Origin of the sequence: Geomicrobium sp. JSM 1781026 (assembly GCF_041949955.1) — a bacterium.
GTDB lineage: Bacteria > Bacillota > Bacilli > Bacillales > Marinococcaceae > Geomicrobium_A.
In genome coordinates this window covers 52,811-70,574 of the sequence record NZ_JBHFQF010000007.1, presented here as the reverse complement: position 1 = coordinate 70,574, position 17,764 = coordinate 52,811, and the positions used below count along the sequence as shown (strand labels likewise).

The 17,764-nt window shown below is 45.6% G+C and carries 16 protein-coding genes; 13 read left to right on the top strand and 3 right to left on the bottom strand.

The features are described from left to right. Nucleotides 1–394: 394 nt before the first annotated feature. The 3 genes from ACE1TF_RS13730 to ACE1TF_RS13720 all read right to left on the bottom strand — a co-directional run bounded on the left by ACE1TF_RS13730 (nt 395) and on the right by ACE1TF_RS13720 (nt 3,162). On the bottom strand, nt 395–1,405 hold the full coding sequence (locus ACE1TF_RS13730) for a hypothetical protein (protein WP_375017553.1): 1,011 nt from the start codon (nt 1,403–1,405) through the stop codon (nt 395–397). 549 nt (nt 1,406–1,954) lie between these two features. Beyond that, complete coding sequence (locus tag ACE1TF_RS13725; protein ID WP_375017551.1) at nt 1,955–2,083, bottom strand: hypothetical protein; 129 nt, start codon at nt 2,081–2,083, stop codon at nt 1,955–1,957. Between the two features lie 2 nt (nt 2,084–2,085). Further along, a complete protein-coding gene (locus ACE1TF_RS13720) occupies nt 2,086–3,162 on the bottom strand; it encodes a response regulator aspartate phosphatase (RefSeq protein ID WP_375017549.1) in 1,077 nt (358 codons plus the stop codon). A 188-nt stretch (nt 3,163–3,350) separates the two neighbouring features. Here ACE1TF_RS13720 and ACE1TF_RS13715 point away from each other — a divergent pair, with 188 nt between their 5' ends. The 13 genes from ACE1TF_RS13715 (at nt 3,351) to ACE1TF_RS13655 (ending at nt 17,756) form a co-directional block, all read left to right on the top strand. Continuing rightward, entirely contained in the window at nt 3,351–4,715 is a 1,365-nt protein-coding gene (locus ACE1TF_RS13715; RefSeq protein ID WP_375017547.1) for a TcaA 3rd/4th domain-containing protein, read from the top strand. A gap of 120 nt (nt 4,716–4,835) precedes the next feature. Further along, the gene (locus ACE1TF_RS13710) at nt 4,836–5,441 is read left to right on the top strand and encodes a hypothetical protein (protein ID WP_375017545.1); all 606 of its coding nucleotides are present in this window, start codon (nt 4,836–4,838) and stop codon (nt 5,439–5,441) included. Next, nucleotides 5,438–6,676: a hypothetical protein gene (locus ACE1TF_RS13705; protein WP_375017543.1), complete on the top strand. Its 1,239-nt coding sequence runs from the start codon at nt 5,438–5,440 to the stop codon at nt 6,674–6,676. Before ACE1TF_RS13710 ends, ACE1TF_RS13705 begins: the two co-directional genes overlap by 4 nt. Nucleotides 6,677–6,776: 100 nt before the next feature. Then, nucleotides 6,777–8,069 carry a flagellin N-terminal helical domain-containing protein gene (locus tag ACE1TF_RS13700; protein WP_375017541.1) on the top strand — a complete coding sequence of 431 codons (1,293 nt, stop codon included), beginning with the start codon at nt 6,777–6,779 and terminating at the stop codon, nt 8,067–8,069. A gap of 68 nt (nt 8,070–8,137) precedes the next feature. Further along, a complete protein-coding gene (locus tag ACE1TF_RS13695; RefSeq protein ID WP_375017539.1) occupies nt 8,138–9,100 on the top strand; it encodes a hypothetical protein in 963 nt (320 codons plus the stop codon). A gap of 1,028 nt (nt 9,101–10,128) precedes the next feature. Further along, the gene (locus ACE1TF_RS13690) at nt 10,129–10,971 is read left to right on the top strand and encodes a sugar phosphate isomerase/epimerase family protein (RefSeq protein ID WP_375017537.1); all 843 of its coding nucleotides are present in this window, start codon (nt 10,129–10,131) and stop codon (nt 10,969–10,971) included. 119 nt (nt 10,972–11,090) lie between these two features. Next, the gene (locus ACE1TF_RS13685; protein WP_042398813.1) at nt 11,091–11,786 is read left to right on the top strand and encodes a GntR family transcriptional regulator; all 696 of its coding nucleotides are present in this window, start codon (nt 11,091–11,093) and stop codon (nt 11,784–11,786) included. Then, nucleotides 11,783–12,712 (top strand): hydroxyacid dehydrogenase, encoded by a 930-nt coding sequence (locus ACE1TF_RS13680; RefSeq protein ID WP_375017534.1) that lies wholly within the window; start codon nt 11,783–11,785, stop codon nt 12,710–12,712. Before ACE1TF_RS13685 ends, ACE1TF_RS13680 begins: the two co-directional genes overlap by 4 nt. After that, nucleotides 12,709–13,620 (top strand): dihydrodipicolinate synthase family protein, encoded by a 912-nt coding sequence (locus ACE1TF_RS13675; RefSeq protein ID WP_375017532.1) that lies wholly within the window; start codon nt 12,709–12,711, stop codon nt 13,618–13,620. Before ACE1TF_RS13680 ends, ACE1TF_RS13675 begins: the two co-directional genes overlap by 4 nt. Before the next feature lie 5 nt (nt 13,621–13,625). Continuing rightward, a complete protein-coding gene (gene gucD, locus ACE1TF_RS13670; RefSeq protein WP_375017530.1) occupies nt 13,626–15,089 on the top strand; it encodes an alpha-ketoglutaric semialdehyde dehydrogenase GucD in 1,464 nt (487 codons plus the stop codon). Nucleotides 15,090–15,091: 2 nt separating this feature from the next. Continuing rightward, on the top strand, nt 15,092–16,261 hold the full coding sequence (locus tag ACE1TF_RS13665) for a mandelate racemase/muconate lactonizing enzyme family protein (protein ID WP_042429590.1): 1,170 nt from the start codon (nt 15,092–15,094) through the stop codon (nt 16,259–16,261). 20 nt (nt 16,262–16,281) lie between these two features. Continuing rightward, on the top strand, nt 16,282–17,274 hold the full coding sequence (locus ACE1TF_RS13660; protein ID WP_375017528.1) for a tripartite tricarboxylate transporter substrate binding protein: 993 nt from the start codon (nt 16,282–16,284) through the stop codon (nt 17,272–17,274). A 17-nt stretch (nt 17,275–17,291) separates the two neighbouring features. Then, on the top strand, nt 17,292–17,756 hold the full coding sequence (locus tag ACE1TF_RS13655) for a tripartite tricarboxylate transporter TctB family protein (RefSeq protein WP_375017526.1): 465 nt from the start codon (nt 17,292–17,294) through the stop codon (nt 17,754–17,756). The last annotated feature ends 8 nt before the right edge of the window (nt 17,757–17,764 follow it).

The following is a 17,764-nucleotide window of genomic DNA, read 5'->3' as shown; positions in this document are numbered from 1 at the left end:
TTCCGGCAGATGTTTTTAGTATTTTGTTTTTTTCCTGAAATCGAGCCACTAAAGGCAATGAATTCTTTTTAATACTATGCCCCCATTTCATACTTGTTGACCACTCTGCATATCAAAAGCCAACGTGATGTCGGCAGGAGGCATACTGTAAACCGATCTATTTCGTTTCGGTGCCGACAGGTAGATAGCCTTTGACAATAAATTGGTCAATCACCCAAGGTGTAAGGATCCGTCAGATTTGGAGGTGACTCCCCCAAACAATGGAATGAGTTTAGCACGAGCCTACCTTCGCCTTATTCTTGTGCCACCAAAGAGGGCTGGGTGATGCAAGCCGGGGCTATCCCAAATCTTGTTCCGCTCAGATAATGAACTTTCCAACACTACCCTCGAAAAATCACCCTTTTCTCTGTGACCGCCCACGCTGTTTAAGCGTAAGTGTCTCCGCAATCGTCCAAACCCGAGCGTCCCGCCCTTTGCCGATACGCTCGTCCAATTCTTCTAGGCGGGCGACGCGGCTGTGCGCGAGCATGAGTAACAGAACGGCGATGTAAGCGAAGGTCATGTGATAGATGCTAAAGGCCATCGCTTCGCTAAAGCCAAACCGTTGCAACGTGTCTGTCGCCAAGCGATCGGTCCGGTAACTGCCGCCTAAAACGAGCACGACACCGGGCGAGAAAGCGGCGAGGTAGACGAGCCAGAATTTACTTTGGACACGCAAATAAAAGTGTTCAAACAACGAGCGTCGTCCCCAATGAATGAGCACTAAGCTGATCATATATATAGCGAGGACGCCGGTAATCACGCCTAGTTGCTCGCTGAAATTTGCGATCGCCATTAAAAGAAGTAGGGCACATACGAAGTGCATGTTGGCGACGATAAATGTTGTTCGCCAGCGAACGAGCATGACTTTGTCTGTTACCGCCCCGTAAATCCCCCAAACGGCCAAAACGCTCAATAGGCCTAACCATACGTACGTGACTGCCTCGCCTGCGAATTCAGGCACGACAACGACACCAACGACAAAAGGCAAAACCGGGGCGAGGGCGCCGATAGCTTTTGTGGCTGCCTGCTGTTTTTCCGATTGGGTACGCCACCGCTTCGGATTCACGACGAGAAAAGCGACGCCTGTAACGATCATCGCGCCGGCAACGAGCATGAAGACGAGTCGATCTTCAGGATCGGTTGTACCGATGATAAGTGCAAATCCACCAACGAGAAAGGGGAGCGATCCCCAGCGGAGCGGTGTAAAAAACGTTTTTCGGACGAATCCCGTCACGCCCCCGATTCCGATGATCAAAAGAACGAAGCCGATTTCCGCAAACGTCACATCGCCGGCGGCGATAATGCCTAGCCCCCCGACAACACCGAGCAAGATAATCAAACTGCCTATGACTTTTCTGATCATCCGGCAAGCCCTCCGATCATCATGAACAAGATGTACAAGAGGGCGGCGAAAAGGATGAATGAAAAGATCAGTTTGCGGCCGCGCGCCCGGGTGACGTGGAAATTAAACGTGTTCGTATACACGTCTGCGGGCAATCGGTGGGCTTCCTTGCAATACGGACACGCCCACTCCGCGGTGTCTCGGTCTTCGAACCTGTCGATCAAGTTGCCGTGTGCGTGACAGTTTCCGCACATGGCGTGATGGAAAGTGGTGCTGCACGTTGAGCAGCGGAGCCGGTGAACGTGGCGCTCGTTCACATCGTGGGGTGTGTCGAACGTTCCGCGAGCGTTGCAAGTCTGGCAAAAACTAGGAACCGAGTATGTATGTGGCATGGAAACACTCCAATGAGCTGTTTAACTCTAGTAAACCATGTAAGCGTAGGGATTCCAAGGGTGGTCGCTTAGAGTATTGGGGTGCTGGATTCAGGGTGCAAGAAAAAATTGAAGGCATCACGCGCAAAAAGAGGCACAAAATCCTCCAAGCTATGTAAATAGCTCGGAGGACTACTGCTTACCTTGAACCATCTGCTTTATCAAGTGGCTGAATCATATCAGCAGCAAGAATGCTTGATTGAATGTCATTTGCTACGAAAAGGGCAACTGCGGCAACTGCTGTAATTACGAATGATAAACGTTTCATGATTAATCGACCCCTATTGTTTGATGATTGATGCGAAATGTATTCGCTTGTTTCATATACTCATACGCAAGTTCGAACTTATCTTTCTGCTCATAATAATTGGCGTTTTCTTCGCAAACTTCAGTGGCTTCAAAGAACAGTTCATTGACCTTTAACATTTCAATCGCTTCGTTGACTTTTTGTTTATTTCTCTCAACATATAACCCTCTTGTTGCCATGCAACGTGCGATATACTCTGTTAGACCGTAATCATTCGCTAACTTTTCACTTTCCTCTAACCAATTGCTCCCTATATCACCCCTTCCAATTCGGAAATATAGGTTGGCAAGGTTGCATTTGGTTTTAATGCTAATGATTTTAAGGTCGTGTTTTGGCAAAGCTTTTTCAAGTAGAGCAATTGCTTCTTCAAATCGTTTTTCTCTTATCCTGTGCAAGGCGATGGCTCGGAACACAAGAGACTGAATGCCTTCAGGTTTCTGCTGACTAACCTCTAGGCAACGATTATAATAACGATTTGCGTCTTTAAAAAGGTATAATTCTGAATGAATAGCACCTGTAAATATTAAGCTTGAAACAATCCGGTGATTCATGCGGAACTTTTCATATAAACAGATGGACTTCTCAAGGTAGGCGAGAGCGATCGTGTATTGATTAATTCGATAATAAGCCTCGCCAACACGTTGAAAAAACTCGCCTTTCTCTTCATCTTTTACACAATCAAGATGCTTTTCAGCAATTAAAAAGAAATGAATGGCTCGCTTATATCGACCACTATAATATTCATACTGCCCTTCCATATATGCATACAAATACCGAAGTATTTGATCCGTTTCGTCGATAGAATCCTGAAATACCCCCGTTTGCTGGGAAGGGGATTGCAGTGACGCTTCGGTCATGACCCGATACCGAAAGTCAATCAATCGGTAGTAGGTTTTCGTCTTTTCATCGGTGCTCATATGCTGCATGAGAAAGTCGGCTTCTTCTTTTTGCTTGTGTGCCAGCGGCATATCCAATTCAACCATCGCCATATACCAATTACTGAGAACTTTCTGAAAATCGATAATTGTGCTTGCCTCCACCATTCCTCCTCCTTAAAATCTGCCTTAATTACCATTTCTAGACAAATTTCGAGATTCCTTCAACTTTTTTAAAATTTTTCGTTTATTCTGTCGTTATTTCAAATAAAGTAGAATAGAACTATAAAAAATATCAAAATCCATTCGAATATAAAGACAATAAGACTATAAAAAGGAAGGGGTTGTGACTTTTGTTCTGTGAATCTTGTGGGTCTAGTTTAGAAACAGATGTTAAGTTTTGTGCAGAATGTGGCACACGAATACATAAAAACGTGGCGAAGCCGTCGATTAAGTTCTCAAAGCCATCCAAGAAGCAGTCCGTCATACTCGCTAGCGCGGCCGTTGTCGTCGGCATCGGTGTGGGCTCCGTCTATATTCTCAATGAACTTCACTCCGTAGATCGTGCGGTCGCTGAATTTCAGGAGCTGTTGCACGAACAAGATCGTGCCGCATTGGCAGCAGCGGTCAAAAGTGAAGGGTTTGGCGAAGCGGAGGCAGAAGGGGTCCTGCAGTTGTTGGACGCCGACCCGGATCTTGCCTTAACCACCCATACAGCATTCGAGGATTATGTTGCGTTTTATGATGCGGATGCGGCGTATGCAGAAAGTTCAACCGGTCTATTCACGATCGAACGAGAAGAGGGGATGTTGTTCAACACATACTCGTTTGACGTGCCGAAGCTTACCTTTGAAGTTTCGGGAGATGCCGGCACCTTTGCGGATGTGAAAATTGGAGAAACTGTGAGCGGGACGCTTGACGAAGATGGATTCTTCTTCACGGAAGTGTATCCGGGTCTCTATGACGTGAACCTCGTATATCCGTCCGAGTATACCGAACTCGCCGTCTCAGACGTCGCTCAAGTGAGCGAAAGTGGAGGTCAACTCGTTATGCACTTTGGTGCCTCTCACCTCGTCATCCACGACGATTGGTCATCAACGGTGCCAAGTCAGCTAATCATTAACGGTGAACAAACGCCGTACACCGTGTCGGACAGTTTCTCAGCAGGGATGTTTCCTTTGGATGGAAGTGTCACGGTAGCAGCAACCTATGATTTCCCGTGGGGCACCGCCGAAACAGAGAGCGTGTCCGTGACAGACATGCACGTCATAGATCTTCCACCGATCACGTCCGCCATTGACGACGCCCAGTTTGAAGAACTCGCCACTTTGCTTCATGACTTTCATTTAGAGTCACGCGACGTTGTTGAGACGGAGGACCAACATCTGTTTACCGTCCCGATGCGCAACGAGCTCTTTAATGATCGGTATTTTCTCAATAAGTTCAGTGGATGGGCAAACGACGATCCATTGCCGTTCACCGTCACGTGGGTGTCTCCGGAGTCGGTCGACGTTTCACGGGTGAACGATGAGTTGACCGTGAAGGCGAGTGCCTTGTTCGGGCAAGCTGACACGGAGGATGCCGACCTGATTCCTGACGAGTATGCCGTGTTTGACGTCACATTCGTATATGACGACGACTGGACGATCCTGAACTTCTCGCTCGACCGTCACCGTTCCTACTTGTTTGAAGAATCCGCCACATTTATTGAAGCCTAAGGAGATGATCCGATGAACTGCCCAGCTTGTAACCACAACGTCAATCCCGCCGCCAAATTCTGTACCCAATGCGGTCAGCCGCTCACCGACGCCGTACCTGTCGCAGCCGCAGCGCCGCCAGTGACCGACGCCTTAAAGGCGCACACAAGCGGTTATATCCAATCCGTCCGTGACGCCATCATCCGCCCAAGTGCATTTGAACACGTGTCAGAAAGCAGATTCTATTTCGCACTCATCAATATTCTACTATTCAGCTTACTCGTACCCGTGGCTATGACGGTACTCATCAATCGAATCGCATTTCTCCCCGTCGCCACGTTCCCGATCGTCAGCCGCATCTTTCTCGGGACCCTCATCATTCAGGCGCTGGCGCTTGGTGTTATTTGGATCGTCAACCGCATGCAAGGCTCAACCGTTGGGATCAAGGCCATCGCGAGCGGCTACGGCATGTTCATTAGCATCAGTGTCGCCAGCGTCGTCGTTGCTCTTCTGATGAGCATTGTCGGAGTGCCAACGTTAACGTATTTGTTTATCGTGTTAGGCGTGCTTGTCGTCAATCTCGGCATCATCTTAACCGGCTACGCCTACCAAAAACAAATCGAGAGCCCACGGTTTGATCCCTTGTACGGCGTCCTCGCCGTACAAATCAGCATCATCCTCGGCGTCTATTGGATCGTTGAGAGTGCAGTAGCGGATGTTGTGGGCACTTTTGGGATGTTCTTATGAGAAAACAGATGATGATTGTTGGTACGCTTCTACTCACCGTAGCTTGTAGTGACGCTGAACCCGAAATGACAGCTTCCCAAGAGATCGTAGAAGACAAACCCATTGAAATAGAAGAAGAACAAATAGAGAAAGAAGATGAAGAAGCACACGCGGATGAAATCAATATAGAAGTGGAAGATAAAGCAGTTCTAGAGTTAGGGAAAGATGAGATTCGTACGGCCATAGACGAGTATCACTTCGGTCAGAACCGGGAACGTGAATTGCACCTGTTATATGTAGAGGAGCTCGAGTTGGAAGGGCTAAATCAACCTCATCTGCTCGTCTATACATCTCCTGGACAAATGGATTCGTCAGATCTCTTCAACGTCGTTTATTCCGTAAATGAAGTTGAAGTAATTGCGTTCGAAGAAGGGGAAGTGATTCAAATCTATTCATCGAATAACCAACGAGACGTATCCCCTTTAGACGATCATTTCATCGTCAACAATGATGTTTTACTTTACACAGATGTCTTGCAAAGTGACTCCTATCACATTGTTGAAGTCTATACAGCCTTCTCGTCCACAGGTGCTATGAGTCACACAGCGTATCTTTATGGCATTCATGAATATGACCCAAGTACTCAAACGTTTGTATATCAACAATACGCACATACGTTTAACGACTGCCATGACACGTACACAACTGAGTGTGGACCAGACCGAGAGATGGAAGATGATTGGTCTGGAAATGAGCAGTATCAGTATTTAAACGATGTGTTTGTGAATGAAGGTGCTGGGCTCCACGAGAACTTACTGAAAGATGTTGATTCAGATAAAGAAGTACTCAACCTTTCCTACTATGTCGATGAGAACATTCAAACAGATTATGGCATAGGTTTCCCTATCGATTCCATCGATAATGTTGACCAATTAGATATGGACTATTTCACAGGCGGAGCCTTCCTGTATGGCGACCATTTGGATGCTAGTTATTTTTATAATGAAGTGAGTGAAACAATTAATGGATATATGATCGCTGATCCGAGCATCTCAATATTTGGGGCGCATATTGGCATGAACCTAGATGAATTAAACGAGCATTTTCCTCGAAATGCTCGTTCAGAAACATTCGAGTCAGAGACTTCCGGATATATTTATGTATATAACCTTCCAGACTTGAGAGTGACTTTCTGGGCTGATGAATATGACGGTCCAGCGACGATGGCCACCATTATTTATCTCCCAGACAGATAAATTTTTATTTTTCTATTAAACAACAAAGCCACACAGCCGATATAAAAAACAGGCACACAAGGACGTGGCCTGATACTTAAAACTCAAGGAGGAATTACACATGATTATCAACAACAACATGTCCGCAATGAACGCACACCGTCAACTCGGTGTCAATCAGAACCAAATGCAATCTTCAATGGAGAAACTATCTTCAGGTCTCCGCATCAACCGCGCAGGCGACGACGCAGCCGGCCTTGCAATCTCAGAGAAAATGAGAGCGCAAATCAGTGGTCTTGATCAAGCAAGCCGTAACGCGCAAGATGGTATCTCTTTGATTCAAACAGCTGAAGGTGCGTTGGATGAGTCTCATAGTATTCTTCAACGTATGAGAGAATTGGCAGTTCAAGCATCAAATGATACGAATCAAGATCAAGTAGACCGTGAAGCTATCCAAGAAGAAATGAATGCACTAGCAGAAGAATTAGACCGTATTGCTGGTAACACAGAGTTTAACAATAAAAATTTGCTAGACGGTACTTTCGAAGGTAAATTCCATATTGGTGCAAACTCAGGTCAAAGCATTGACGTTGCAATTGGAAACCTAAATGCGTATACACTAAACGTAGCTGGTACTGGTGAATTTGATACTGCTTCCACTGAAACAGCAAGCGTAAAAGGAATTGATGGGCAAACTGTTCTTCAAGATGAAAGAGGCAATAACGTAGCTGTCAGCATACAAGACGATGACGGCAATGCTCAATGGTATAATCTATCAGACGTTAGTGTAAATGAAAATGGCGATGGGTTAGTAGTGAACAGTGGTGCGGAGGCCTTAGAAATACGTGAGTCAACAACATACACTCAAGATGGTGAAACTTTAACACGCGAGAGCCATAGTGAAATACTTGAACATGCAACAGGAGATGATGTAACTTTTTCTGGTGACGTACTAAGGAACGAAGCAGGAGATATTGTAGCTTACTGGAATGACTCAGATGATCAGTGGGCAGCTTCTATTACTAATGATGGTACTGATGGAATTACTTTCGGAACAGAAGTTGGGGATATTGATGAAAGTACGTTAAATGTTGTTGATGCAACCTATGGTGGAATAAGTGTTTCTAGTCAAGAAGATGCAGATTCTGCAATCAACGATATTAACAATGCAATTAATCAAGTATCTGAACAGCGTTCATATCTCGGTGCAATTCAAAACCGCCTAGAGCACACAATCAACAACTTAGACAACGCTTCTGAAAACCTACAAGCTGCGGAATCTCGTATCCGCGACGTAGACATGGCAAGTGAGATGATGGAATTCACGAAAAACAACATCCTTTCTCAAGCTTCTCAGTCTATGCTTGCGCAAGCGAACCAACTTCCACAGTCAGTACTTCAATTGCTTCAATAATTTCAAATTAGGTAGTGGGGCAACCCGCTACCTTTTCTTATATCAACGTCAAGGAGGTATTGAAACATATGACTTTAGAAATGGGATATGAGTTTCGGAGATTTAATCAAGTTTCCCCGGATAAAAATATTTATAATGTATCTAATGGTGTATCTAATTTAATATTTACAAAAAATGAGTTGCTAAGGGCTGCTTATACTGTTGGTAGAAGCTGTATGGATCATGTTTATAGTTATCCATTCTATTCTGAAAAAGAAGTAAGTCTCCGAATAGCAATAATGGAAGCTTATATTGATCTAAACTCTAGCCCTATCACTATCTCACCAGCGTTTGATCTACTTGACCCCTCAGAAAAGGGAGGATTCAGATTCTTAATTGCTTCTGCGTTCTCCAAGTTGTATGCAGAAAAGTTTTTGAATGTAGAGTTTCTTATGCACTTAGATGTTTATCGAAGAAATGCATATGATGACAACGGTGTAGAAATAAAATTAAAAGATGGAGATCGTAGACCTGACTTTATCGGCAAAAGTCCTAGAGGGTGGGTTGCGGTTGAGTCTAAGGGGAGAGTTAATAAGGTTGCGAATGCAATAACAGCTGGTCATGAACAACTAGAGAACCTGAAGACAATAAACGGAGAAGCTCCTATATATAAAGTGGTCTCCATGATGCACCAAAAAGGGAGGCAAATAAAAATGTTCCTTTCTGATCCTGAAGAAGCTGAGGATAATTCATTTAATTTGCAAATTAAAGAAGCTAATTTCATACGTGATTACTATGCAGTTGTGATGCTGGAATTAAATGAAGCTAATGTGGACACAGTTAAAGAAAATGCGATTGAATTTTACATAATTAGAAATACGTGTAATCAATATGAAATCGGTTTGGCGAAAGTGATTTATGAGAAGCTTAAACATTTTTTGGATTCAGATATTGCAAATGAAATTAATTCTCTATTAAAAGGTGTTGTTGCTGAAACTACCGATATTGATTACATAGGCAATGACGGAATCTACTTCAAATCATTACATTAAAAAAGGAGCCTGCCCACCCATGAACGTTCACTACTTCCTGGGCTACAAACAAACGAAGATACGGTAACTAACAATAAGTCGTTGTCTACCAGCATGACGCGAAGGTGTTTCAACGGTTTTAGGATGAGTTGATTTCCACGACGCTCATTTCAAAAAAGACAGTCCAGGCGGCATGCCTGGCAACCGTTACTTCGATCTCGGAGAGATTCTTTACCCCGACAACCCTGAACAAGTTACCAACCATACCACCGAACACATCGCCCGAATGTTACAAACAAAAGTGTGGATGTAGGACCCTACTCCTCCACCAACACCGGATACCAGCACACATTCAAATCCCCGTCGCCGAGGTCAATTACATAAAAATCTTCCTCCATCTGCCTCTCCTCCTTGCCCCCAGTGTCGCCATTGATCGCAACTTTTAATCTATGAAACTTCATGTTTAGGAAAGAAAGAAGAAGGGTAAAAAGAAGCACTCGGCTGTGGAGGAGATGACGAATTGACCCGTTCGTTCTATACGGTTTTCTTTTATTTTATAATGATTACAGGAGTGATGGTCGTTTCCGTGTTCCTCATGTACATCGTTCTTTTAGGGTATAACTACATCCGCTGAGTGGCTCCGGCCGCCGGCTTTTTTTGTATGAACAAAACCGAAACCTCTTGATGGACTGAGCCGACAACAGTTATGTACATGTGACCTTGTAGTCTGTTCCCGAGCTCGCCCATTCTGTCAGCAAGTTTACATGAATGGGCGTTCTTTATTACGAATTCTCCCAACGACATATCGGCCCCTTTGTGGCTGAGGCCAAACCGGCCTTCGTTCAGCGAGGCTCGCGCCGACAGCAATTTGGTACTTCGGCTCAGTGAGTCTTCGCTAATGTGCGCTCTAGTTTACGAGTTCTGCGCTCAAGTTTGCACTTTTTACAGATTTTAGCTTCGATTTCGCGGAACTTGAGCGCAGTTTATCCCAACTGGATCGCAGATTGAATTCATCTGAAACGCCCGCCGACAGGATATAGCCGTATAAATTGTTGCCGAGTTTACTCATTTCGAGTAAAGTTGACGATTTTTCCGAATTTTTCCTATACTATAGAGAATATACGTCTAAGTGGGGAGATGATCGTCTGCTTGAGAAGCCAGTAGCAATTCAATTGTACACGTTGAGAAATGAGCCATTCCAAGATTTCGCTGCCTTGCTGAGTACGGTGGCACAGATCGGTTTTACGGGTGTCGAGTTTGCTGAGTACTGGGGAGAGGACGCGCACCAAACGAGGAGGATCCTCGATAAAAATGGGTTACGCACCACAGGTAGCCACGTACCGTTTGAAATGCTTGAAACGAGGCTTGAAGCAGTCATTGCCGATCAGCACATTCTTGGCAGCAGTCACATCACATGCCCAATTCTGCCCGAGCAGTATCTTCGCTCAATTGACGACTACAAGCACGGGGCGGAGCAGCTGAACCGGTTTGGGAAGCGGTGCAAAGATGCCGGCATCACCTTTAGCTATCATCACCATGACTTTGAGCTCCGACCGTTGGATAGGCAGATTCCACTCGACGTCATCTTTACTGAGACAAACTCCGAATACGTGCAAGTAGAACTCGACGTGTATTGGCTCCAGAAAGCAGGGGAGGACCCGCTAGATTGGCTCAAGAAGTATGCCGACCGCACGCCGCTCGTCCACGTAAAGGACATGGACGCCAGCGGGCAGTTTGCGCCGCTTGGCACCGGGGGCGTGGACGTTGCCGACATACTAGTATTCGGTGAGAAACAGCTAGACCGCTTAGATTGGTGGATCTTTGAGCAGGATGAGTCAACGAACGCGCTTCATGATGCGAAACGAAGTTTGCAGTATTTATATACACTCTAAAAGACGACATAGTTGATGTCGTCTTTTTTATTCAGAATTGTTTTGACAAAAAAAGAATCTTGCTTTATTCTGTGATATATCAGATATTATATTTCATAAAACCAACTGGGGATGATGGCATGACAGAACGAAATGAAGCATTCTTCTCGGTCGATCCAAACTTGGTTAAATCTTTGCGAGAGCTTGTCGTGGAGAAGATTCGAGAAGGAATTGTAAGCGGATACTTTGAAGAGGGAGAGCACTTAAAAGAGCGAGAGATTTCAAGCATGATGGGCATTAGTACGACGCCGGTGAAAGAAGCGTTTCGTATCCTTGAAAATGAAGGCATGCTCGTAACGGTTCCTCGAAAAGGCACGTTCGTCTCTGAGTACGCATCTACGTCGATTGAGGAAATCTTGCTGTTGCGAGCGTCGGTGGAGTCTCTTTGCGCACGTCTGGCTGCGCTGAAGATGACGGATGAGGAATTAAATGAGCTTGAGCAACAGATGCTCATTATTGAAGGCCTTCATAATAAAGGGGATTCAGAAGCGTTAATTGAACAGAATTCCATTTTCCACCAACAAATTATTGATGGAGCTCGCAATGTGATGATGCACAATATATTGGGCAATCTGCGAAATATTGATAAAGCGTTTCGAAAACGAGCATTAAAGATTGAAGTCGAGCGTGAGGTTGGTTTCCAAGAACATTACGCTGTGTTTGAAGCGATTCGTGCGCGAGATCCGGAACGAGCAGAAGCCACCATGAAGGCGCATATTCTACGAACGAAAGATAACATTCTTGCTGCTGAGCAGCATCGGAGTGAAAAAGGATGAACGTACTTGTACCACAAACCATCCACCCTGATGGCATTGACTATTTAGAGCGTCATGGGCTAGAGGTGACTGTTCTTCCTCAGGATACTCCGGCACAAGTAGCCAAGCACATTGTCTCCGCGGATGGGGTGCTCATACGGACAACGCCATTGCCTAAAGACATTCTACAGAAGGCACCTCGTCTAAAGGTCATAGCAAGACATGGCATCGGGCTAGATGAAATTGACCAAGCGTACTGCGTTGAGAAGGGCATCGGTGTTTACAATACGCCTCGTGCGAATGTGAATTCTGTCGCTGAACATGTTACCTCGTTTATTCTCTCGCTTGCACATCGAATTCCAGAAGCGGTTCATGCCTTGCGAAGAGATGACTATGCGAGCCGCAATCGCCTCATTGGGATGGAGGTGGCTGGGAAGACACTTGGATTAATTGGGTTTGGGAACATTGCTCAGGAAGTGGCGAAGAAATGCGGCACAGGGCTTGGAATGAAGGTCGTCGCTTATGATCCTCAAAAAGAGACGTTTCCCGATGGTGTTGAACACGTTCATACGCTCGATGCGCTTGCGAGGCGGTCTGCTTTTGTATCGGTTCATGTCCCGTTACTTCAGACGACAAGAAACATGATTGACCGCACGTTCTTCGATGCGATGCAGCCGGCAAGCTATTTTATTAATGCAGCGAGAGGCGGAATTGTAGATGAAACGGCACTGATCGAAGCGATAACTTCTGGGAAGCTTGCAGGCGCGGCACTCGATTGTTATGCCGAAGAGCCGATGCCGGTTTTTTTTCCACTAAAAGGTATGGACAATGTTTTATTAACGCCTCACATGGCCGCCCACACGGAGGATAGTATGCGGGCGATGGCAGTAGGGGCAGCGGAGGCAATTGTCCGCGAATTAATTTCTGAAAAGGGTGAGGATTCATGACATTAGCGAGCAAGCTGGAGACGATTTCTGGCATTCCGATTACACCGTTTCGGCAGTCGGATGGCGGAATTGATTGGAATCATTATGAGGAGACGTTGAACCGTATTGTTGAACAGGGCATTGAAATTGTTGTTCCTTGTGGCAATACGAGCGAATTCTATGCGTTATCGCTTGACGAGGCGAAAGAAGAGATTCGACGTACGGTGGAAATTGTGAATGGTCGCGCGCTTGTAATGGCAGGTATTGGGTATGCAGTGCCGACAGCTATTGAACTTGGGAATTATGCGAAGGATGCAGGTGCCGATATGGTCATGATTCATATGCCGGTGCATCCGTATGTGACGTCTGGCGGTGTGAAAGCATATTTTCAAGATATTATTGAGGCCATTGATTTTCCGACTGTCGTGTATTTTAAAGACCCGGAAGTCTCTGATCAAGTACTCGTTGAGCTTGCACCATTGGAGCATTTTATCGGTGTGAAATATGCGGTGAACAATTTGCCTCGTTTTGCGAAAGTTGTTCGATCAGTACCGAAAGAGCACGGGGTGACATGGATCTGTGGGACTGCGGAGAAATGGGCGCCATTCTACTGGAATGCTGGAGCGAAAGGATTTACGTCAGGGCTAGTGAATATATTGCCAGGCAAGGCACTTGAGATGTTGGAGGCACTTCGACGTGGCGATGAGTCATTGACGTGGAAGTTGTGGGAAGAGATTCTTCCTTTTGAAGATTTACGTGCAAAGTACAACCAAGGAAACAATGTGGTTGTCATTAAAGAAGCGATGGAAATGATCGGTCAAAATGCCGGGGTGACAAGAGCACCGGTCGACCAGCTAAATGACGAGGACAAACAGCTCGTTGAAGAAATGCTTCAAAATTGGAACTTGTTACAACCAACGAAAGGGTGAGGACGATGACGGTAAAAACAGATGTTGTTTATGGAAACTATATTGCAGGCAAATGGCAAGAAGAGCAGGGAGAAGCAATTGCAAGCATCAACCCGTCCGACATGCATGAGGTCGTCGGGTATGTTCAGAACTCGAGCTCTGACACGGTCAATCAAGCTGTACGTGCAGCGGACGCAGCTGCCCGTGCGTGGCGAAAGCTCTCTGGTGCCGAACGAGGAAACTACTTATACCGTGTGGCAAATGTACTTGAAGAACGGTTGGATGATATTGCCGAGACGTTGGCAAGAGAAATGGGGAAGACGTTGCCGGAGTCAAAAGGGGAGACGGCTCGCGGAGTTGCCATTCTTCGATATTATGCTGGTGAGGGGATGCGGTCAGAGGGTGACGTGATTCCTTCTACAGATGCGGATGCGCTTATGTTCTCAACACGCACGCCACTTGGCGTCGTTGGTGTGATTACGCCTTGGAATTTCCCGGTAGCGATTCCAGTATGGAAAATTGCTCCTGCGCTCATTTATGGGAATACGGTCGTGTTTAAACCAGCCACTGAAGCAGCGGTAACGGCTGCGAAAGTGATGGATTGTTTTGATGCAGCAGGATTGCCAACGGGTGTCATCAATTTTGTGGCCGGAGCAGGTCGGGTCATTGGCAATGCCATCGTGGATCATGAAGCGGTACACGCTGTGACCTTTACTGGGTCTGAAGGGACGGGCCGTACGATTGGACGAGTAGCCGCCGCACGCGGTGCAAAATACCAACTAGAAATGGGTGGCAAAAATCCAGTCATTGTTGCTGAGGACGCCGATCTTGAACTGGCAGTGGATGCGACAATTAGCGGTGCGTTTCGCTCCACGGGTCAAAAGTGTACCGCGACGAGCCGAGTAATTGTTGCAGAAGCCGTATATGAAGCGTTTCAACAGCGTCTATTACAGAAAACCGAGGCAATTCAAATCGGCAATGCTGTAGAAGATGGGGTGTGGATGGGGCCATCGGCAAGTGAAGCACAGCTGAATACAGTGCTTGATTACATTCAAGTCGGAAAAGATGAAGGTGCCAGATTACTGTTGGGCGGAAATCGCTTAACGGAAGGTGCATATGCGTCTGGATACTTTGTTGAACCGACCATTTTTACAGATGTACAGCCGGAGATGCGCATTGCTCAAGAGGAGATCTTTGGTCCAGTCATTACGCTAATCAGAGCGAAAGACCTTTCTCATGCGCTAGAGGTTGCCAACAATAATCGGTACGGTCTCAGTGCATCAATCTTTACGACGAACATTCAGAAGATGCTCACGTTTATTGATGATATGGATGCAGGACTCGTCCGTGTAAATGCCGAGAGTGCAGGCGTTGAATTGCAAGCACCATTCGGAGGAATGAAGGCATCCAGCTCACATTCGAGGGAACAAGGGCAAGCAGCAAAAGAATTCTATACATCGATTAAAACTGTATTCGTAAAGGGGTCATGACGATGAGAATTACGGATGTAAAACTTACAGCGATTGGTATCCCTCGTTTAACAGGATTTGTGAACAAGCATGTGATCGTACAGATTTTTACAGATGAAGGGGTGGAGGGTATTGGTGAGATGTCCGATTTCTCCCATCTTCCAAAGTACTCCGTCGATATCGTGGATTTGGAACGGACGTTAAAACAAATCCTCATTGGAAGTAATCCCTTTGACATTTCTCCAATTAACGTTGAGTTAAATGGGAATTTCCCTGAAGCGATGTATTACTATGAAAAAGGCAGTTTCATCCGCAACGGTGTGGATACGGCTTTATATGATGTGTGTGCAAAAGCGATGAACGTATCGGTTTCTGATCTTTTAGGTGGGCGTATTCGAGAGAAGATGAAAGTTTGCTTTCCGATATTCAGACACCGCTTTATGGATGAGGTAGAGGAGAATATTGCGTTAGTTAGAAAGCAATACGAAAAAGGGTTTGATGTGTTCAGGCTTTACGTTGGTAAGAATGTCGATGCTGACGAGGCTTTTCTCGATCGCGTGTACAAAGAGTTTGATGGCAATGTACGTATTAAGTCATTTGATTTTAGCCATCTTCTTGATTGGAAAGATGCACTGCGAATTACTCGCAGGCTATCTAAATATCCAGTCGATCTTATTGAGAGTCCAGCGTTTCGTAACGATTTTGAAGGATTGCGTCATTTCCGGTTGCAATGCGAGCTTCCGGTGAGTGAACATGTATGGAGCTTACGTCAGCAATACGAAATGATTAAACAAGATTCTGTCGATATTTTTAACATTGCCCCTGTGTTTATTGGAGGAATGACATCTGCTAGAAAAGCAGCTGATGCAGCTGGTGTAGCGGGGAAAAGTGTACTCATCGGCACAACTCAAGAATTGTCAATTGGCACGACAGCGATGGCTTATTTCGGCTCAACGCTGGACAATTTAAACTACATTTCAGATCCGACAGGACCAGAGCTATACGTTGGTGATGTTGTAAAGACGAAAGTTCATTATGAAAACGGTTACCTTCATTTGCCGGATCGCTCTACAGTCGGTCTAGGGATGGAACTTGATTGGGATCAAATTGAGCAATATCGTGTGGAAACATTAAGTTGGGACGATGTTTCTGTACATCAACTCCAAGATCGTACCGCTCAAACACGTGTATAAACGGAGGAGGGATTGACGTCATGCCATCGTCTTCACGTAAGTTGGTTTTCATAACTTTGATGCTCATCACGCTCATTCTTACTGGATGCACCAGTGAGAATGAGGCGGCAGTATCTGAAGCAGCGATTGAAAGTTATCCAAATCAAACCATTGAACTGTATGTACCGGCTTCACCAGGAGGACAATCTGATGCTGGAGCAAGAGTACTTGCCCGTCACATGGGAAAATACATGGACAGTGATTTTGTTATTGTTAATCAAGATGCTGCGGGTGGTGCACTCGCATTTGAAAATGTATACCGTGCTCCTAGTGATGGCTACAAATTGCTGTATTACCACCAAGCTCTTCATACGAGTTACGCGGTAGGCCAACTTGATTATCCTGCACTTGATATGCAACCAATTGGAACATTTGCCGGCATTAACCAAGTGTTTGTCACCCGAGCAGATGCGCCGTGGGATTCACTGAATGAACTTGTTGAAGTGGCGAGACAGGAACCGTATGGCGTGCTTTATGGCGGACAAATTGGAGGAACGACGCATTTTATGGGCGAGCAGCTCAGTCAAGTTGCAGATGTTGATATTAAAGTGCTCGACGTTGGTGGAGAGTCCGATCGCATGACAGCACTACTCGGTGGACAGATTGATTTTGTATCGACGGGCATTGGGAATGCGATCAATTATGTGAACTCAGGAGACTTTAAAGCACTTGCCGTGCTCTCGGAAGAACGTGACCCTCTTGCACCTGACGTGCCGACAGCACTCGAGCAAGGGTACGACGTACAATTTCCGATCGTTCACACACTGTATGGTCCTTCTGGATTGCCAGATGAAATTGTCGAGCAATGGAATGAAGCTACCGTCCAACTTTCAGAAGATGAAGAGTACATCGAGGATCTTGCGACTACCTTCCAAAATCATGTGCTTATGGATCATGTTGAAGCGGCCACGTATAACGAAGAAGAGCTAAGAAAAGCAGAGGACATAGCAGAACAGTTATTTACCGACGATTAAGGTAAGGGGGGATTGGAATGACAAAAAAAGACCGTTGGATTGGCCTTGGTGTACTCGGTGTTGGCATTTATATGATATTGGAAACGCTTACAATGAATTATATGAATCTTATGGATGACCCAGGTCCTGTCTTGCTGCCACGAGTCGTCGGAAGTGCTCTTGCACTTTGCGGGGTAGGACTAGTAATTGGAGGAATCAAAGCGACACCTAAAGAAGAGAAGACACCCGAAAAGAAAGCAATGGAAAGAAAGATGTTCACAGTTTTTGGTGCTTTAGTTGTTTATGCAGTCGCATTTCCCATTCTAGGCTACTTGCTTAGTACCTTTCTCTTTTTAGTCGGTACAATGCTTTATTTAGCGAACAAAAGAACAGGTGCACACACGATCAAACTGGGTGTTGCATCAGCAGCACTTACTTTTGCATTGTATTGGGTATTCACGGAATACTTAGATGTTATTTTACCAAGTGGATGGTTCGTATAGGAGGTGTA